This window comes from Kitasatospora sp. NPDC098652, assembly GCF_044760155.1.
Taxonomy (GTDB): Bacteria; Actinomycetota; Actinomycetes; order Streptomycetales; family Streptomycetaceae; genus Kitasatospora.
Window position 1 is genome coordinate 95,848 of record NZ_JBIWAQ010000018.1, and the last position, 16,984, is coordinate 112,831.

15 protein-coding genes are annotated in these 16,984 nt (G+C 73.4%); 6 read left to right on the forward strand and 9 right to left on the reverse strand.

The window, feature by feature from the left end; all coding sequences use genetic code 11:
• Positions 1–58 precede the first annotated feature (58 nt).
• The gene (locus ACIQWA_RS30700; RefSeq protein ID WP_402487990.1) at positions 59–790 is read left to right on the forward strand and encodes a heparin lyase I family protein; all 732 of its coding nucleotides are present in this window, start codon (positions 59–61) and stop codon (positions 788–790) included.
• A 55-nt stretch (positions 791–845) separates the two neighbouring features.
• Here the strand turns inward: ACIQWA_RS30700 and ACIQWA_RS30705 are convergent, their stop codons facing one another.
• A complete protein-coding gene (locus tag ACIQWA_RS30705; protein WP_402487988.1) occupies positions 846–2,042 on the reverse strand; it encodes an MFS transporter in 1,197 nt (398 codons plus the stop codon).
• Between the two features lie 238 nt (positions 2,043–2,280).
• Here ACIQWA_RS30705 and dacB point away from each other — a divergent pair, with 238 nt between their 5' ends.
• Both dacB and ACIQWA_RS30715 read left to right on the forward strand, forming a co-directional pair.
• Positions 2,281–3,900, forward strand: coding sequence for a D-alanyl-D-alanine carboxypeptidase/D-alanyl-D-alanine-endopeptidase (gene dacB / locus ACIQWA_RS30710; protein WP_402487986.1), 1,620 nt, complete (start codon positions 2,281–2,283; stop codon positions 3,898–3,900).
• Between the two features lie 432 nt (positions 3,901–4,332).
• Complete coding sequence (locus ACIQWA_RS30715) at positions 4,333–5,721, forward strand: MFS transporter (protein WP_402487984.1); 1,389 nt, start codon at positions 4,333–4,335, stop codon at positions 5,719–5,721.
• A gap of 57 nt (positions 5,722–5,778) precedes the next feature.
• Here the strand turns inward: ACIQWA_RS30715 and ACIQWA_RS30720 are convergent, their stop codons facing one another.
• Entirely contained in the window at positions 5,779–5,997 is a 219-nt protein-coding gene (locus tag ACIQWA_RS30720) for a hypothetical protein (RefSeq protein ID WP_402487982.1), read from the reverse strand.
• Between the two features lie 124 nt (positions 5,998–6,121).
• Between ACIQWA_RS30720 and ACIQWA_RS30725 the strand changes: the two genes are divergently transcribed.
• A complete protein-coding gene (locus tag ACIQWA_RS30725; protein WP_402487980.1) occupies positions 6,122–7,225 on the forward strand; it encodes an NADH:flavin oxidoreductase/NADH oxidase in 1,104 nt (367 codons plus the stop codon).
• 65 nt (positions 7,226–7,290) lie between these two features.
• Here ACIQWA_RS30725 and ACIQWA_RS30730 read toward each other — a convergent pair whose 3' ends face one another.
• The 6 genes from ACIQWA_RS30730 to ACIQWA_RS30755 form a co-directional block, all read right to left on the reverse strand.
• Positions 7,291–9,489: a DUF6571 family protein gene (locus ACIQWA_RS30730; protein WP_402487978.1), complete on the reverse strand. Its 2,199-nt coding sequence runs from the start codon at positions 9,487–9,489 to the stop codon at positions 7,291–7,293.
• Positions 9,490–9,491: 2 nt separating this feature from the next.
• Entirely contained in the window at positions 9,492–9,803 is a 312-nt protein-coding gene (locus tag ACIQWA_RS30735) for a hypothetical protein (protein WP_360232043.1), read from the reverse strand.
• 297 nt (positions 9,804–10,100) lie between these two features.
• Positions 10,101–11,186, reverse strand: coding sequence for a hypothetical protein (locus ACIQWA_RS30740; protein WP_402487976.1), 1,086 nt, complete (start codon positions 11,184–11,186; stop codon positions 10,101–10,103).
• Positions 11,183–12,130 (reverse strand): hypothetical protein, encoded by a 948-nt coding sequence (locus tag ACIQWA_RS30745; RefSeq protein ID WP_402487975.1) that lies wholly within the window; start codon positions 12,128–12,130, stop codon positions 11,183–11,185. The genes ACIQWA_RS30740 and ACIQWA_RS30745 overlap by 4 nt, the downstream gene beginning before the upstream one ends.
• Positions 12,127–13,071, reverse strand: coding sequence for a hypothetical protein (locus ACIQWA_RS30750; RefSeq protein ID WP_402487973.1), 945 nt, complete (start codon positions 13,069–13,071; stop codon positions 12,127–12,129). Before ACIQWA_RS30750 ends, ACIQWA_RS30745 begins: the two co-directional genes overlap by 4 nt.
• Before the next feature lie 62 nt (positions 13,072–13,133).
• On the reverse strand, positions 13,134–14,090 hold the full coding sequence (locus tag ACIQWA_RS30755) for a hypothetical protein (RefSeq protein WP_402487971.1): 957 nt from the start codon (positions 14,088–14,090) through the stop codon (positions 13,134–13,136).
• Positions 14,091–14,449: 359 nt separating this feature from the next.
• Between ACIQWA_RS30755 and ACIQWA_RS30760 the strand changes: the two genes are divergently transcribed.
• The gene (locus ACIQWA_RS30760; RefSeq protein ID WP_402487969.1) at positions 14,450–14,872 is read left to right on the forward strand and encodes a carboxymuconolactone decarboxylase family protein; all 423 of its coding nucleotides are present in this window, start codon (positions 14,450–14,452) and stop codon (positions 14,870–14,872) included.
• 48 nt (positions 14,873–14,920) lie between these two features.
• Positions 14,921–15,916 (forward strand): ADP-ribosylglycohydrolase family protein, encoded by a 996-nt coding sequence (locus ACIQWA_RS30765; protein ID WP_402487967.1) that lies wholly within the window; start codon positions 14,921–14,923, stop codon positions 15,914–15,916.
• 145 nt (positions 15,917–16,061) lie between these two features.
• Here the strand turns inward: ACIQWA_RS30765 and ACIQWA_RS30770 are convergent, their stop codons facing one another.
• Positions 16,062–16,955: an SDR family NAD(P)-dependent oxidoreductase gene (locus ACIQWA_RS30770; protein WP_402487965.1), complete on the reverse strand. Its 894-nt coding sequence runs from the start codon at positions 16,953–16,955 to the stop codon at positions 16,062–16,064.
• Positions 16,956–16,984: the final 29 nt, after the last annotated feature.

Genomic DNA, 16,984 nt, shown 5'->3' on the forward strand with positions numbered 1-16,984 from the left:
CGGGTGGTCGAATCGCACCCAGCGATCCGACCACCCGACCCCACCCACCGGGAGTGGCATGTCCGTTCTGCCCCACCGCCGCCGGCTCACCGTCGGGGCCCTGGCCCTCGCCGTGTTCGCGATCTCCTGCGGCTCGGCCACCGCCGGCACCACCGCCGCCGCGGGCAAGGTCCTGTGGACCCCGAGCACCAAGGCCGGCCCGTCCTCCTTCCCCGGTGTGCAGTGCGCCGCCCCGAGCACCTTCGGCGTCGTCAAGGACCCCGCCAAGGGCGAGGTGTGGCGGGCCTTCCAGGCCGCGGACCAGGAGCGCTGCGAGACGGTCGGCCCGGACCTCAAGGGCGGCGACACCTTCTACCTGGGCTGGTCGTCCAAGGTGGACATCAAGGACGACCAGAGCCGGTACGTGTTCCAGCTCAAGTGCTCGCCCAGCGAGGGCACGGCGAACCACCCGATCGAGATCGACATCACCAACGCGCGGGTGCGGCTCCAGGAGTGGGACACCGAGCACAACGCGCACCCGCTGTGGACGGCGCCGGTGAAGAACGGCGAGTGGCACGCCTACGCGCTCAGGATCCACCTGGGTCGCACCGACGGGACGATCGACTTCTGGTTCGACGGCAGGAAGCAGACCTTCACGACCGGTTCGGGGACCTTCAAGGGCACCACCTGGGACGGCGACCGCAACTACCTCAAGTGGGGCTCGTACCACCAGAACCCGGGCGAGGCGACGAACACCTTCACCAGCCCGGTGATGGCCACCACCCTGGACCTGGCCACGGCCGGCTCGTAGCAGCACCCACGGGCCCGGACCGCAGCGGATGCGGTCCGGGCCCGGGCCCGTGCCGTCAGCGGATCCGGGCGACGCGGGCGGCCGCCACGGCCACCAGCAGCCCCAGGCCCACGCAGGCCGCGCAGACCAGGAACATCGTCCGGTACCCGGTGGCCTCGGCGACCAGCCCCAGCGAGCCGCTGCCGGCGGCGAGGCCCACGGTGAAGCAGGCCCCGAAGGTCGACAGCGCCGTGGCGCGCTGGCGTTCGCCGACCGAGCGCACCACGAACAGCCCCAGCACCGGGTAGATCTGCCACATGCCGACCCCGGTGAGCACACCGCCGATCACCCCCGCGCCGAGGCCGTCCGACAGCCCGATGAGCGCGACCCCCAGGGCCTCGACCAGGAACAGGGCGGCGAGCGCCACCGGCCGGGTGGCCTCCCAGCGGATCCAGGTGCTCGCCACCCGCAGCAGCACCACGGTCAGGGAGTACGCGGTGACCACGGCCGCTCCCCCGGCGACCCCGAGGGCGTCGAACTTGGCGACCGCGAAGCCGGAGACGGCCGCGAAGCCGAAGGCGGTGAAGACCAGCGCGATGCTGGGCAGCACGGTGCCCAGCAGGGCCCGGCCCCGCTCGATGCCGGCCCGCTCCGCCGACTTCGCGGGCACGCGCACCTCGGGCACGGACAGGGCGATGAGGATGACGGGCAGGGCGAGCAGCCCGGCGATCACGAACGTGGCCGTGGTGCCCACCAGGTGCTCGACCAGGGTGCCCAGCGGAGCGCCCACGCCGATGGCCACGTAGATGACGGTGCCGCTCAGCCCCAGCGCCCAGCCCTGCCGGTCCTTGGCGACCAGTTGGACCGGCCAGACCCCGGTCGCGGCCAGCATCACGCCCATGCCGATGCCCACCAGCATGCGCAGGCCGACGAGTTGGGCGACCGACCCGGCGAGCGGGTAGCAGACGGTGGCGAGCGTGGTCAGGAGCGCTCCGCCGATGGTCAGGGCCCGGGCACCGAGGCGGTTCATCAGCGCGCCCGACACCGGGCGGGCCAGCAGCGCGGTCAGCGCGTAACCGCCGACGACGGCGCCGACCTCGGCGGGACCGCCGTGCAGCGGGCCCGTGACGAGGCCGGGCAGGATCGGGATGGTCAGGGCGAACGGCAGGTAGCCGATGCCGCTGCCCAGCGAGATCAGCAGGGCGTGCCGTACGGATCGCTTGTCGGTGGTCTCGGCAGCGGGCTGCTCCAGCTGCTCGGTCTGCACACGCACAGGTTCTCTCCCCCAAGTCACGGCCCCCCGCACCGCTGCGGTGACGGCCCGGACCGCAGCGGATGCGGTCCGGGCCTACTGTTATCAGACGCCCGCCTTCGACCGATCGGATGGTTCTCACCCCCCCGCGCCGTCAGCACACCGTCCGGGATCCCGGCGCCGGGAGTCCGGATACCTACCATGTGCGCCTTGAGCGCCCCGCGAATCGGGGCTTCCGACTCGAGGAACGGCTGGGCAGATGAGAGCAAGGATCCGCGGCCGGCTTCGGCCCTGGGCCGTCGTCGGCGTCGCACTCGCGGTCGTGGCCGGTACGGCCGCCGCCGCGCCCGGGGAGAACCCGCAGGACGACCTCGGTCCCGACATCACGGCGATCATGAACAAGCCCGCCTACCAGCACGCCCAGTGGGGGCTGCTGGAGATCGACCCCGAGGACGGGCGGGTCCTCCACTCCCGCTACCCCGACCAGTTCTTCATGCCGGGTTCGACCGTCAAGCTGATCACCATCTCCGGCGCCTGGCACGCCCTGGGCCCCGACCACCGCTTCACCACGCCGGTGCACGCCGTCGGCCGCCTCGACGGCTCGACCCTCACCGGGAACCTGGCGCTCGTCGCCCAGGGCGACCTCACCATGGGCGGCCGCACCAAACCGGACGGGTCGGTCGACTTCACCCCCATCGACCACACCTACGCCGACGACGTCCCGGGCGCCACCCTCACCCCGGAGGACCCGCTCGCCGGCCTGGACCAGATCGCCCGTCAGGTCCGCGACTCGGGCATCACCACCGTCGACGGCGACGTCGTCATCGACCCGCGGCTGTTCACGCCCCCCGCGCTCAACCCCCAGCCGACCCCCCTCATCATCAACGACAACGTCATCGACCTGCTGACCACGCCCTCCTCCCCCGGGCAGCCCGCCCAGCTGAGCTGGCGCCCGCAGGTCGCGCCCTACCAGGTCACCTCGAACGTCCGCACCGTCGACCCGGGCGGCACCACCGACATCCAGGTCAGCGCCTCCCCCGACGGCACGGGCATCACCCTCTCCGGCACCATCGCCGCCGACGCCCCGCCCACCTTGAAGATCTCCCAGGTCCAGGACCCCAACGCGTTCGGGCGCACCGCCCTGATCGAGGCCCTGGGCCGCGCCGGGGTCACCGTCACCGCCCCGCCCACCGGGCCCAACCCGCAGGCCGCGCTGCCCGCCTCGTACAGCGGCGACCCCCAGGTGGCCGCCTTCGTCTCCCCGCCGTACCGCGAGTACGCCAAGCTGATCCTGAACGTCAGCCACAACCTCGGCGCCAACCTGGCCCTGTGCAACATGGCCGTCGGCCGCGGCAGCAGCAACTGCTTCGACGGCTTCCCCGTCGTCCACGACTTCCTCACCACGACGGCGAAGGTCGACCCGACCCAGTTCCAGCTGGCCGACGGCCGCGGCGACGTCCCCGTCGACCGCGTCACGCCCACCGGGCTCAACCAGCTGCTGGCGTACTGGCTGCACACCCCCGACGCGGACGCCTTCCGCACCTCGCTGCCGATCCTCGGCGTGTCCGGCACCGGCGCGCTCTACTGCAACACCGACGCCTGCCCGGCCAAGGGCAAGGTCTTCGCCAAGCCCGGCACCATCATCGGCTTCGACTGGCTCAACCAGCAGTTCGCCATCAACGCCCAGACCTACGCGGGCTACCTCCAGGCGGACGACGGCCACCTCTACACCTTCTTCGTCGGCGTCAACGGCGCCGCCGTCCCCAACATCCAGGGCTTCTTCGACGTCAACGACGACGTCGACCAGATCGCCGTCATCCTCCAGCAGGAGGCCTGCAGGCAGGCCCGCAACCACCCGCCCCACCCGACCGCCTCCTGAACCCCCCTCCCCGCCCGGCCGGGACGGCCGACCGCCACCGGCCGGGCGGGAGCACGTGGTCGACCTCGGACCGCTGAAATCCGGACCGGTGCGGCGAAACGTGGCGGGTCCCACACTCCGCGGCGCCGGAAGTGATGAGGGTCACTCACCGACCCCGGGCAGGCGGGCGGGCGGCGTCAGAGCCCCTGAGGACTGGGCGGGGCGTGGATCGGCACGGGCGAAGGCCCTGTCCGCTTCGGGACCTTGGGCACGAATCCGGCCGACCTTCGGCCCGGTGGTTCACCGTGCGTATCCGGGCAACCGTGGACGGTCGCCCGGCGTGGTCGGGCGAGGGCGCCGTCCGCTGTGGGCGGCGCCGTTCCCTGCCGTCTACCCGGCGCACGGGACGCGTGACGAGCACGTGGCCGTACGTCCCGGAGGACCCCGAAGCCCATGTCCCAAACGATCGACAACGCCCCGTACACCGCCTTCCACCGCAGGCTGGCCCTGGCCTGTTCCGGCGGGCCGCTGCTCGACGGCTACATCCTGAGCATCGTCGGTGTCGCCCTGATCGGGATGCGCCCCGACCTGGGCCTGTCCACCGCGCAGGTCAGCCTGATCGGCGCCGCCGCCCTGGTGGGCATGTTCGTCGGCGGCGCCGTGTTCGGCGTGCTGACCGACAGGATCGGCCGGGAGGTGATGTACACCGCCGACCTGCTGGTGATGGTCGCCTGCTCGGTGCTCTCGTTCTGGGTCGACTCGGTGTGGGCGATCACCGTGCTGCGCTTCGTGCTCGGCATGGCGGTGGCCGCCGACTACCCGATCGCCACCTCCCTGCTGGCCGAGTGGCTGCCCGCCAAGCACCGCGGGCGGCTGCTCGGCCAGCAGATCGTCGCCTGGTACGCCGGCTCGGTGCTCGCCTACGTGGTGGGCTACCTGTTCCTGGAGCTGGCCGGACCGGGCAGCTGGCGGTGGATGCTGGCCAGCTCCACCGTGCTGTGCGTGGTGTTCCTGGTGATCCGCCGCGGCTCGCCGGAGTCGCCGCGCTGGCTGGCCGCCAACGGGCGGGTCGGCGAGGCGGTGCGCGTGGTGGAGAAGCACCTGGGGGTGCGGGTCGACGGCCGCGAGCTGATGCCCGACCCGGCCGGGCGCGCCCGCGCCGCCGGCGGGCTGCGGCTGCTGATGACCCCGCCCTACCGGCGCCGCACCCTGTTCTGCGGCCTGTTCTTCCTGTGCCAGGTCGGCCCGCTGTTCGCGATGCTCACCTTCGGCCCGCAGATCCTGTCCTCCTTCGGCATGCCCGGCGGCACCGTGATGGAGACCCTGGGCACCGGGCTGATCAGCCTGGTCTTCCTGCTCGGCTGCTACCCGGCGCTGCGCCTGATCGACACCAAGGGCCGGCGCCCCGTCATCATCTGGTCCTTCGCGCTGATGACCGTGCCGCTGGCGCTGCTGGGCGTGTGGCCCACCGCCCCGGCGGCCGTGGCGCTGACCGCGCTGTGCGCGTACGCCTTCCTGTGCGGCGGGCCGAACGTGCTCGACTGGACCTACCCCAACGAGCTGTTCCCGACCGAGATCCGGGCCACCGCCGTGGGCATGGCCACCTCGGTCAGCCGGATCGGCGCCGCGGTGGGCACCTACCTGCTGCCGCTGTCGCTGACCGGCCTGGGCACCGGCCCGACCATGCTGATCGCCGCCGGGGTGACGGCGCTGGGCCTGCTGGTGTGCGTGCTGTGGGCGGAGGAGACCCGCGGTACGGCGCTGGGCGCCTCCCCGGCCGCGCCGCGTACGGGCCGGGCGCCGGGCGTCCCGGCGCAGCGGGTGGCGCAGACGGTGCGCTGACGGTTCGTCGGCCGGCGGCGCCGTCCGGGGTTCCCCGGACGGCGCCGCCGTTTCTCCTCACCAGGGGGCGTCCGCCGTGTCGTCGACGCCGTTCAGGCGGTTCAGGACGGCCCGGAAGACCCACCGGTCGAGGTACCCGGGGTACTTGGGGTGGGGTGGGAGGGGGTCGTCGCGTTCGACGCCCGGGGGCAGGCCGCCGGTGGCGGGGGCGAGTTCGCGTTCGTCGCGGAAGGCGAGGGCGACCCAGAACCCGGCGGCCAGCGGCACGGCGGCCACGCCCTGGGGTGGGGGCCAGGGCTCCCCGTTGAAAGTGTCGTCCCGTGCAACTATTGTGTTGACATATAAAGCGCATCAGCAAGCGCCTGTGTCCTGGCGCTGCCGTTCCCACCGGGAGTCCGACATGAGCACCACCCTCTTCACCCCGTACACGCTGCGGGAACTGACCGTTCCCAACCGGGTCTGGATGCCGCCGATGTGCCAGTACAGCGCCGCACCGGCCGGAGAGGCCGCCGGGGTCCCCACGGACTGGCACTACACCCACCAGGCGGCGCGGGCCGCCGGCGGCACCGGGCTGATCATCACGGAGGCCACGGCGGTCAGCCCCGAGGGGCGGATCAGCCCGTACGACCTCGGGCTGTGGAACGACACCCAGGTCGAGGCGTTCCGCCGGATCACCGACTTCCTCAAGGCCCAGGGCACCGTGCCGGCCGTCCAGCTCGGGCACGCCGGGCGCAAGGCCTCCACCGAGCGGACCTGGGTGGACCGCGGGCGCGCCCTGGCCCCCGAGGAGGAGCACGGCTGGACCCCTCTCGCCCCCAGCGCGCTGCCCTTCTCGCCCGAGCACACCACCCCCGAGGAGCTGACGGTCGATCAGATCGGCGGGATCGTCCGGCAGTTCGCCGACGCCGCGCGGCGCGCCCTGGCGGCGGGCTTCCAGGTCGTCGAGGTCCACGGCGCGCACGGCTACCTGATCCACCAGTTCCTCTCCCCCGAGAGCAACCGCCGCACCGACGCCTACGGCGGCTCCTTCGAGGGCCGCATCCGCTTCGCGCTGGAGGTCGTCGACGCGGTGCGCGAGGTGTGGCCGCAGGAGCTGCCGCTGTTCTTCCGCGTCTCGGCCACCGACTGGCTCACCGAGAACCCGCAGGACGGCCGCGAGGGCTGGACCTCGCAGGACACCGTCCGCCTGGCCAAGGAGCTCCAGGCGCACGGCGTGGACCTGCTGGACGTCTCCACCGGCGGCCTGGTGCCCGACGCCGCGATCGAGGCCGGCCCCGGCTACCAGGTGCCCTTCGCCGAGGCGGTGCGCGACCAGGCCGGCCTGCCGGTGGCCGCCGTCGGCCTGATCACCGAGCCGGCCCAGGCCCAGGAGATCCTCGCCGCCGGCCGCGCCGACGCCGTCCTGCTCGGCCGCGAACTGCTGCGCAACCCCTCCTGGGCCCGCCACGCGGCCGGCCAGCTGGGCGGTGAGGTGCACACCCCCGTCCAGTACCACCGCGCCTGACGACGCGGCTGCGGCCGCCGCCCCCTGGACTTCGGGTCGGCGGCCGCACCACAGTTGACGCTGCGTCAGGAGTTGCCGCGGCCCAGGAAGTGGCCGGCGGTGGTGGCGCTGGTGGAGCGGCGGTCGTGGGAGGCGTCCTCGACGACGTGGATCATGCTGCTGTCCGGGTCCATGCCGCGGTCCTTGGCCCAGCCGCTGACCAGGTGGGTCATCTCGTTGTTGGCGTCCAGGTAGGTGTCGGAGATCTTGGCGTTGGCGACGCTGTTGTTGTGGTCCTTCATCTGGTTGTCCCACTCCCAGGCCCAGGTGTCGACCAGGCGCTGGGCGCTGTCGCCGACCCACGGGATGGGGGTGAGCGGGGCGCCGACCACGTGGTAGGCGACCTTGGCCTTCCAGTCGGCCTGGAGGTTGGCGTCGTCGCGCTGGCCCATGGCGACGTCGGCGCGGATCGCGTCGTAGACGCCCAGGCCGGCGGCGCCCTTGTTCATCACGTCCTGGACGTCGTTCTGCGAGGGGTGGGGCCCGATCGAGGACAGCTCCTGGGCGATCTTCGCGCTCTCGGCCTGGTGCAGGGTGGCGTAGGCGTCGGGGTTGTCGGACAGTCCGCGCATCACCCGCACCAGGCTGTCCTCGCCGACGCCCATGTGCACGGTGCCGTTCGCGTCGGTCCACACCGTGCTGCCGTGGTCCAGGTACTGGGAGTTGCGGCCGTTGAAGATCTCGTGGCTGTCGTTGGTGTAGTCGGCCAGCGCGTTGGCCAGCGGCTGGCGCAGGTTGGCGTTGACCTTGTTGCCGCCCTGGCCCTCGTCCAGGGTGGTGACGGTGTCGTGCATGATCCGGGCCTGGGCCTCGGTGTGGTGCCCGGTGTGCGGGGCGCCGGCCGGCTGGCCGGTGGTGGCGGCCTCCAGCGCCGCGCCCAGGCCGCTCTGCGACAGCGGGTCGGGCGTCTTGAACGGGCCGGCCATCGAACTGACCCAGCCCTCGGGCCACTTGCGGTCCTTGAGCAGGTAGTGCAGGTGCTGGTTGCCGCCGCCGGAGTTGGGGTCCAGGTAGGCGGTGGCGGCGTCCGGCTCGCGGCCCATCACGGCGAGCACGTTGTCCAGCGGGTCGGCGCCCAGCGCGGTGCCGTTGTGGTTGGCCTTGTAGGACCACGCGTCGGGGGTCTTCTTCTCCGCGGCGGTGATGTCGTCGGCCAGGTCGCCGAGCATCCCGGCCGAGTACGTGGCGTCGCCCTTGGTCATCAGCGTGGTGAGGACCTGGTACCCGTACACCGGGTCGGTGTTGGAGCCGTAGTTGTGGTCCCCGTCGCAGCCGACCTTGGCCATGCCCGCGCGCCAGCGCCGGTAGAAGTCGGTGTTGGTGTCCTGGGTGGCGGAGGCCAGCGCGTGGGTGAGGCCGCCCTGGAGGTCGGTGTAGGCGGCCTTGCGGTCGCCGCCGGGGCTGCTCAGCTTCCCGGCGAGCTTGAGCATGCCGTCCGGGCCGAGCCGGTCCAACAGGCCTTGGGAGAAGGCGGGGTGGTCGGCCTTGTCCTTCATCAGGTCCTGCAGCTGGACCAGTTGCTCCGGGGTCAGGTCGTTCAGGTGGGTGGCCAGGTCGGCGGCACGCTGGGCGTCACCGGCGTCGCCGCCGCCCACGGCCTGGCCGTTGAAGGTGGTGTCCAGCGGGTTGCCGGCCTTGGAGGCGCCGCGCAGGGCGGCGGCGATGCGCTGGTCGGCGCGGGTGGCGGCCTGGATGCCGGCCGCGATCGCCTTGGTCCACTTGTCGGCCGCGTCCTGGTAGGACTGCCGGGCCTCCGGGTCGTGGTGCAGGGCCTGGCGGGTGGCCGGGTCGAGGGTGCTCTCGTCGAACACGGCGGTGCCGGTGCCGGTCACCTTGAAGCCGTCCTTGACGGCGCCGTCGGCGGCGTCGCGGGTCTGCTTCTGCGCGGCGGCGAAGTCGGCGTGCGCCTCGTCGAGCAGCGAGGCCATCGCGTTGGCCTCGGTCTGGGCGTCGACGATCTGGCCCTTGGTGGCCAGCAGCGCCGCGTTGGCCAGGTTCGCGGTGCCGCCCGTCCACCAGGGGCCGCCGCTGCCCGGCAGGCCGGAGCCGCCCGGGGTGAACAGGCCGTTGCCGCCGATGCCGCCGCCGTTGCCGCTTCCGCCCAGGACGTCCTGCTCCATGGTGGTCTGCATGGTGTGGAAGCGGGTGGCCATCGCGCGCCACTGGGTGGCGGCCGAGGTCAGCGCGTCCGGGTTGGCGTTGATGACGTCTTCGTATCCGAGCATGGTCACTGCACCTGGAGGGACTGGGCGATGGACAGGTTGGTACTGCGGTAGTTGGCGCTGGTGCTCTGCATCGCGGCGGCGTTGGCGTTCAGCCGCCCGGTCAGCGCCTTGACCTGCTGGTGCCACTCGTCCAGCGAGTCCTTCAACGCCCCGGCGCTGTCCCAGTTCTTGAGGGCGCCGACCGCCGTCCCGGTGGCGTCGTCGGCGACCGCGCCCGCGCCCGGGCAGTCGTGGGCCAGGTTGGTCAGCGTGGCGTGCGCCTTGTCCAGCGCGGCGTGGTTGACTCCGAACCCGCCCGGTGCCGGTGTGCTCATCCGTCGTTCCCCCATGTGTGGTGACCCGGCGGTGTGGTCACCGGGCGCCGATGATCGTAAGTCCGCGGAGCGCCGGTTTTCGCAAGGGATTCATCAGGGATTCGTCACCGTTCTGTCACCGCCCGGCGCCCGGCGGGCCGTTCGGGTACGGCACACCGGCCGGGCCGGGGCCGGTGGAACGGTCCGGGGCCGGCGGAGCGGCCCGGGGCCGGCCGGGCCGCCCGTACCGTGACGGGCCGAGGGCCCCGCACCCGCCCGTTGCGCGGGGGGTGCGGGGCCCTCGGGTGGGCGCAGCGCTCAGGCGAGCAGGTCGGACTGGAGGTCGACCACCTGGCGGAAGGCCGCGGCGGGCACGCCGCGCGGGTTGGTCATGGTGATCACGGCCACCACGTCGGAGGCCGACACCAACGCCAGCCGGGTCGTCGGCACGTCCTTGCCCGCGGTCTCCCGGGACTCCTTGCGGGTCACCTCGACACCGTCCGGCAGCTCGCCGTCGGCCGAGGAGGTCGCGGTCCGCGCGTCGGGCGCGGCCTTGAGCTGGATCTCCGAGCGCGTCCGGGAGAAGGTGTCCCAGGCCTCGGCGGAGGTGCCGAAGCGCATCAGCCGGATCCGGGTGCTGGTGCCGTCGGAGGCGGTCCACTCCCGGACGGTGGCCGCGCGGCACACGTTCTGCCGCAGCAGGGTGCGCATCCGGGCCGGGTTCTGCAGGTCGCCGAGCAGCGCGTCGCAGGACACCCAGTTCGCCGGGGCCGCCCCGTCGGGGGCCGCCGACGCCGTGCCGGAGGCGCTCGGGCTCGCGGAGGCCGAGGAGGTGCCGGACGGGGCGTCGGACGGGGCGTCGGACGGGGTGCCGGACGGGGTGTCGGAGGCGCTCGGGCTCGCGGAGGCCGAACCCGTCGGGACCGTCGGGGCCGGGAAGACCGGCGGGTTCACCGAGCCGCCGGCCTCCTTGGGCGCGGGCAGCAGCAGGTACCGCAGGTCCGCCAGGTGCACGGCGGTGCTCTTGTCCTTGCTCTTGTCCTTGAGGTTGGGCGCGGCCTTGCCCGAGGGCAGCGGCGGCAGGGCCAGCGGCGGGAAGGTGTAGCGGCCGTCGCCGGCGGTGGCCAGGCCGGGGATGTCGGTACGCTCGGGCGCGGTGACGGCCAGCGCGGTGCCGGTGCCGGCCAGGGCGAACACCAGGACGGCGCAGCCCCAGCGCACCGCGGCCTTGCGGCGGCGGGCGCGGTGGGCGGCCTGCTCCTCGGCGGCCCGTGCCGCGAGGGCCTGCTCCTCGGCGGCCGGCGGCGGGGCGGGGGCGGGGGCCGGGTCGGCGTCGAGCGCCGGGGCGAACTCCGGGGCGGACTGCGGCCCGGGCTGCGGGGTGGCGGCGTGGTCGTCGGTCATACGGAGGCTCCGGGGCTGGCGAGGCGGTCGAGCTGCATGGTGAAGAGGGCCACGATCCTGTCCTTGGGCAGCGGTGCCACGCCCTCGGCGCTCATGATCACCAGGAGGTCGCCCTCGGCGGCCGAGCACTCCAGGTAGTCGATCGGCGCGGACGGCGGCGCGGGCATCAGGTAGCAGTGCGCCTCGGGGTGGCCGGGGATCTGCGGGCCGGAGCGGAAGATGCCGGTGTCGCCGGTGAACACCGCGGTGTACTCGTTGATCCGTTGCACCTCCTGCTGGTTGAACTGGCGCAGCCGCAGGCCGATCACCAGGTTGCCGTCGTCGTTGCGGTAGGTCCGCACGCCGGTGCCCTTGACGTGCAGGCCCTGCCAGTAGGAGCGGAGCTTGTCGCGCTTGTCCTTGGGGACCTGCTGGAGCTCGGCGTCCATCTCGTCGGTCAGCTGTCCGGCGCCGAGTTCGGTGTCGTTGCCGTAGCCGCCCTCGTCGGGGCCCGGTGCGTAGCCGGCCGGGACGGGCAGCAGCAGGTCGCGCAGCGAGCCGAAGTGGCTGCCGTTGGACTTGGCGCCGAAGGGCGTGGGGGTGGCGGTCGGGGCGGGGGTGCCGGTGGGGCCGGCGGCGGCGACCGGGGCGGGGTCGTCGTACTGGGTCTTGATGATGCCGACGCCGATGACCACGCCGACCAGGGCGGCGGCGACGGTGGCGGCGCCCGCGCGCAGCAGGCGGCGCGGGGCGGGGTTCGGCGCGGGGGCCGACTGGCCTGCGGGCGCGGCCGGTTCGGTGGCCGCGGGGGTCCGCTCGGCCGGGGTGGCCGGAGTTGCCGGGGTAGCCGGGGTGGCCGGGGTGGCCGGGATGAGTGGCTCGGCCGGGGCGGCCGGGGTGTGCGGCTCGGCCGGGGTGGCCGGCACGGCGGCCACGGAGTCGTCGGTCACGGAGTCGTCGGTCATGCCAGCCGCTCCCACTGCTGCTTGGCGAGGGCCTTGAGGTCCCCGGATTCCACCGGCTTGGGGCTGAACACCTCGACGGTCATCAGCACCGTGCCGCGCTGGGCGGCGGCGTGGCCGTAGTAGTACTGGTCCTTGGTGTCGGACCAGTGCCTGGGTTCGGGGTCCACCCGGTAGCCGCCGTCGGTGTCGTCGGCGAAGGTCTGCCCGTGGAAGGCCGCGGCCTCGTCGATGTGCTCGGGCGTGTACTGGGTGAGCGTGACCCGGTAGCGGACGTCGTCCTTCATCCAGTCCACCTCGGCGGCGCGCCGGAAGCCGGACGTGGCGAGGTCCTTGAAGACGACGGCCGCGTCGCCCTTGCGTTCGGCGAGTTCGCCGATCGACATCCAGCCGGGCTTGTCCGGGTAGTCGCCCCAGGCGGTGCTGCCGTCGGGGGCGCTGATCAGCAGCTTGGTCAGGTCGCCCTCGATGGCGGGCGGCGGGGGCTGGGCGGCGGCGAGGGCGGCGGGGTCGACCGTCTCGGCCGGGTAGGCGGGCAGGGCGACCTGGAGCGGGGGCAGCGGCGTGGGCGGGCGCTGGGCCTGGATCGCGTAGCCGACGCCGCCGCCGGCCAGCACGCCCACGACCAGGGCGCAGACGGACAGCAGCACCGGGCGGGGGCGGCGCGGGGGGCGCGGGGCGGTCTCGGGGCCGGCCGACAGGTAGTCGGCGTGGACGTCCGCCGTAGGGGCGAACTCCTCGACGACCGGCGCCTGGTGCGCCGATGCCTGGGCCGACCAGGGGGACGGCGCCGGGACGGGGGGCACCGGCGGGACCTGGGGCACCGGTGGTACGGGCGGTACGGGCGGCAGCGGCGGCGTCGGCGGTTCGGCCGACGCGCCCGACGCGGACGGGTCGGACGGTTCGTCGGCCGCGGACGGCGGCTGCTCGGGTTCGGTGGTCACGGAAGCGACTCCTGAGGAGGAGGGGCGGGAGGACGTCGTGGGGCGATCGCGCGGGCGCGGGCTCAGCCGCCGGAGGCGAGCCACTCGCGCTGGCGCTTCATCAGGTCGTTCAGCAGCGCCTTGTCCGGCGTGCCCTTGACCTCGACGTCGACGGTGTACTGGACGTCGCCCTGGCTGGAGATGCCGGTCATCGAGCCGGTGTAGGCCTCGTTCTTGGGCTTGCGGCGGAAGCCGTGGGCGTTGGGGTCGCCGTCGATGTCGATCGGTTCCTGCGACTTGACGGTGTAGCCCTGGACGAACCGGCTCGCCAGGTCGGCGGAGCCGAAGTGCAGCAGGGTGACGGTGACTTCGGCGGTGCCGTCGGCGGTGCGGTAGGTGCGGGTGGCGCCGTCCCGGTAGCCGAGGCGGCTGAGGATGGTGTCGATGTCGTCCGGCTTGCCGAACATCTCGGAGACGTCGTCACGGGTCATCGCCATCCCGTCGGCGGGCCCGTAGGACTCGCCGCCGGCCGGGATCGGGAGCAGGAAGTAGCGCAGGTCGCCGTCGTGCTTGCCGCCGCTGACGGTGCCCTTGACGGTGCTCGCCGGGGCGGGCTCGGTCGGGACGGCCGTCGGCACCGGGACGGGTACGGCGGAGGGCGTGGCGCTCGCGGCGGCGCTCGGGCCGCCGCTCGCCGGGGCGGTGGCGGTGGCGGTGGCACGCGGTGCGGGCGCGGCGGCCGGGTGGCCGTCCGGCTTGCCGACGGCGACGGTCACCGCGGCGCTGGCCGCCGTGACGGCGAGCAGTCCGGCGGTGGCCAGCGCGACCCCGACGGCGCGCGGCAACCGGCGCGGGGCCGGGGCCGCCGGGGCCGGGTCGGCGGGCTCGGGCGCAGGCGCGGGCTCGGGCGCAGGCGTGGGCTCGGGCACGGCAGCCGCTTCCGGCGCGGCTGCGGGCTCGGGCGCTACGACGGCCGGCTGCGCTACGACGACCGGCGGCGGGTCGGTGAACGCGGCGCTCTCGTTCTCGGGCGCGGGCAAAGGACTCCCCCCATGGGAATGATCGGAATGTCGCACGTGGGCCACCGTCGCAATCCGCTCCCCCACGGCTTTCCCGGACCGGCCATCACGCGTCTCAGCAGGGATTATGAGAGTCCGATGACCTTCTCGCCAACAAAATCAATCACCGCACTCCCGTGCAATGCCCGATGAATCGGACACTCCGTGACCCAACCGCAACAGGCGCCCTGCCGGGGTGTCGTGCGTCCGGGTGCCGCGGGCGGCGGTTCCGGCCCGGCCTTGAGTTGGAGTGCGCTCCAAGTCCTACGGTTCCTTCCGTGGTCAGGGCCGGTCGGCCGGGGCCGCGGCACGGGAACGGGTACGAGGAGAGGACAGGCGCCATGGGTGTTGCGGAGCAGGGGGCCGGGCAGCGGCAGGAGCGGTTCGAGCGGGGCATGGAGGTGCTCACCCGGGTCGACGGGGAGGGCGGGCAGCGGGTGGTGGACGCGCTGGCCGACATCAGCCCGGAGCTGGCCCACCAGGTCGTCGCCTGGGGCTTCGGCGACGTCTACAGCCGCCCCGAACTCGCCCCGCGCGACCGGCAGTTGGTGACCCTGGGGATGCTCACCGCGCTCGGCGGCTGCGAGCCGCAGCTGGAGGTCCACATCAACGCCTCGCTCAACGTCGGCCTCACCCCCGTGGAGATCACCGAGGCGCTGCTGCACTCGGCCGTGTACTGCGGGTTCCCCAGGGCGCTGAACGCGACCTTCGTCGCCAAGAAGGTCTTCGGCGAGCGCGGCCTCCTCCCGGTCACGGCGAACTGACGCCGGACCACCGCACCGCCGGGGCGCGGCCGGTGCGATCATGCGGCCATGACGTATTCGGCAGCACGTGACGCGTTGGAGGGCCTGGCGCTCGGGGACGGCTTCGGCGAGCGGTGGTTCCCGCTCTTCCGCACACCGAAGGTGGCGTTCGCACAGATCCGGGCCCGGCAGGTGCCGCCGGAGACCCCGTGGCACTGGACCGACGACACGGCGATGGCGCTGTCGGTGTACGGGATCCTCACCGCGTACGAGGCGGTGCACCAGGAGCGCCTGGCCCAGGCCTTCGGGGCGACGTACCTGGCCGACGCCTACCGCGGTTACGGCAACGGCATGAGCCTGCTGCTGCCCCGGCTGGCCGGGCGGCCGTCGGCGTGGCGCGAGGAGTCGCGCAGGCTGTTCGACGGGCAGGGCAGCCTGGGCAACGGTGCGGCGATGCGGGTGGCGCCGCTGGGCGCCTGGTTCCACGCGGACCTGGACGAGGCCGCGGAACAGGCCGCGCTGTCGGCCGAGGTGACGCACGCCCACCCCGAGGGGATCGCCGGCGCGGTGGCCGTGGCGCTGGCGGCCGCGCTGGCCGCGCGCGGACGCGGGGGCGCCGGGGCTCCGGCACCGGCACCGGCACCGGCTCCGGCTCCGGCTCCGGCACCAGCACCGGCCGGGGCCGACTTCCTCGCCGAGGTGGCCGGGCGCACCCCGGCCGGCCCGGTGCGCGAGGGCCTGGCCCGGGCCGCCGAACTCGCCCCGGACACCGAGCCCTGGCGCGCGGCGGACCTGCTGGGCAACGGGCAGCGGGTGCGGGCCGGCGACACCGTGCCCTTCGCCCTGTGGTCGGCCGCCCACCACCTCGACAGCCTCACCGACGCCCTGTGGACCACCGCCGAGGGCCTGGGCGATGTGGACACCACCTGCGCCATCACCGGCGGCGTGGTCGCCGCCCGCACCGGCCTGGGCGGGGAGGCCGCCGGCTGGCTCGCCCGGCGCGAGCCGCTGCCGGAGTGGGTGGCCGGGGCCGAGGACGAGAGCCCGGTACGGCGCGCGGGCTGAGCCCCCGGGCCGGGCGGGGGCCGGGCGGGGACGACCACGGTGACACCGGTCCGCCGCCGGCGGGACGAAGACAATTCCATGATCATCAATCCCGTCTCCGTCGTGCCGTCCTCTCCGTCGTTTGCCCACGTCTACGGGCCGACGCCTAGACGATGAAGCGGTGGATGGCCTCGTTGGCGTGGTCCTGAAACGACGGGTTGGCCAGGTCGGGGAAGATGTCCGCCTGGTTGACCAGGGGGCCCTTCAGCTTGTTGGCCGCGCTGGCGTAGAACACCCCGCTGGCCAGGGTCGGGTCGGTGACGCCGTCGACCAGTCGCTTCGCGCCGACCTCGAGCTTGTGGGAGATCCCCAGGGCGGGCAGGACGTACTTGGACGCCATGCGCAGCGGTAGGGCGATGTTGTTGGCGGCTTGGGTGCCGGTGGTGGCGCCGGGGCTCACGGTGATGAAGCGGCGGTCGGGGTGCCGGCGGGCCAGGTAGGCCATCCAGAGGGCCCCGATGTACTTGGCCTGCCCGAAGGCGAGGTTGAAGTCGGTCTTTCCGTCGGCGAAGAATCTGCCGTCGATGACGGTGGCGAGTTCGTCGGCAGAGGTTGAGGCGAAGGACGGCCGCTTCATCCGCAGCATCGGAAGTCCCCTGGCTGCTTCACTTCCGGCGAGGACCGCGACCTCGCCGAGCCGTCCCTCGGCCAGGAGTCCTTCGAGGAGGACGACGTGGCCGAGAACATTCGTCGCGAACACATTGGTGACCCCGTCAGCGGTCAACTCCATCGATCTCGGGCCGATGACGCCGGCGTTCATGACCAGTGCGTCGACGTTTCCGTCGACGGCGGCAAGGCCGGCGCGGACCGAGCCCAGATCGGCGACGTCCATGACGACGATGTCGAAGATTCGTCGGCCGGTGGCGGCTTCGAGCTCGGCCTTTGCCGTTGTCGCCCGGTCTCGGTTGCGGCAGGCCAAGTAGATGCGGGTCGTCTCCGGTCGCAGGGCCAGTTGCCGGGCCACGTCCTTGCCGATCCCGCCGTTGGCGCCCGTGATCATCACGGTCTTTCCCGGGAGTGTGCTCATCG

What these genes read in the sequence shown, in the direction of transcription:
- ACIQWA_RS30715 (WP_402487984.1), top strand. Translation starts at nt 4,333, where the DNA reads ATGTCCCAAACGATCGACAACGCCCCGTACACCGCCTTCCACCGCAGG.
- ACIQWA_RS30745 (WP_402487975.1), bottom strand. Translation starts at nt 12,130, where the DNA reads ATGACCGACGACTCCGTGACCGACGACTCCGTGGCCGCCGTGCCGGCC.
- dacB (WP_402487986.1), top strand. Translation starts at nt 2,281, where the DNA reads ATGAGAGCAAGGATCCGCGGCCGGCTTCGGCCCTGGGCCGTCGTCGGC.
- ACIQWA_RS30700 (WP_402487990.1), top strand. Translation starts at nt 59, where the DNA reads ATGTCCGTTCTGCCCCACCGCCGCCGGCTCACCGTCGGGGCCCTGGCC.
- ACIQWA_RS30740 (WP_402487976.1), bottom strand. Translation starts at nt 11,186, where the DNA reads ATGACCGACGACCACGCCGCCACCCCGCAGCCCGGGCCGCAGTCCGCC.
- ACIQWA_RS30725 (WP_402487980.1), top strand. Translation starts at nt 6,122, where the DNA reads ATGAGCACCACCCTCTTCACCCCGTACACGCTGCGGGAACTGACCGTT.
- ACIQWA_RS30735 (WP_360232043.1), bottom strand. Translation starts at nt 9,803, where the DNA reads ATGAGCACACCGGCACCGGGCGGGTTCGGAGTCAACCACGCCGCGCTG.
- ACIQWA_RS30730 (WP_402487978.1), bottom strand. Translation starts at nt 9,489, where the DNA reads ATGCTCGGATACGAAGACGTCATCAACGCCAACCCGGACGCGCTGACC.
- ACIQWA_RS30760 (WP_402487969.1), top strand. Translation starts at nt 14,450, where the DNA reads ATGGGTGTTGCGGAGCAGGGGGCCGGGCAGCGGCAGGAGCGGTTCGAG.
- ACIQWA_RS30765 (WP_402487967.1), top strand. Translation starts at nt 14,921, where the DNA reads ATGACGTATTCGGCAGCACGTGACGCGTTGGAGGGCCTGGCGCTCGGG.
- ACIQWA_RS30770 (WP_402487965.1), bottom strand. Translation starts at nt 16,955, where the DNA reads ATGATCACGGGCGCCAACGGCGGGATCGGCAAGGACGTGGCCCGGCAA.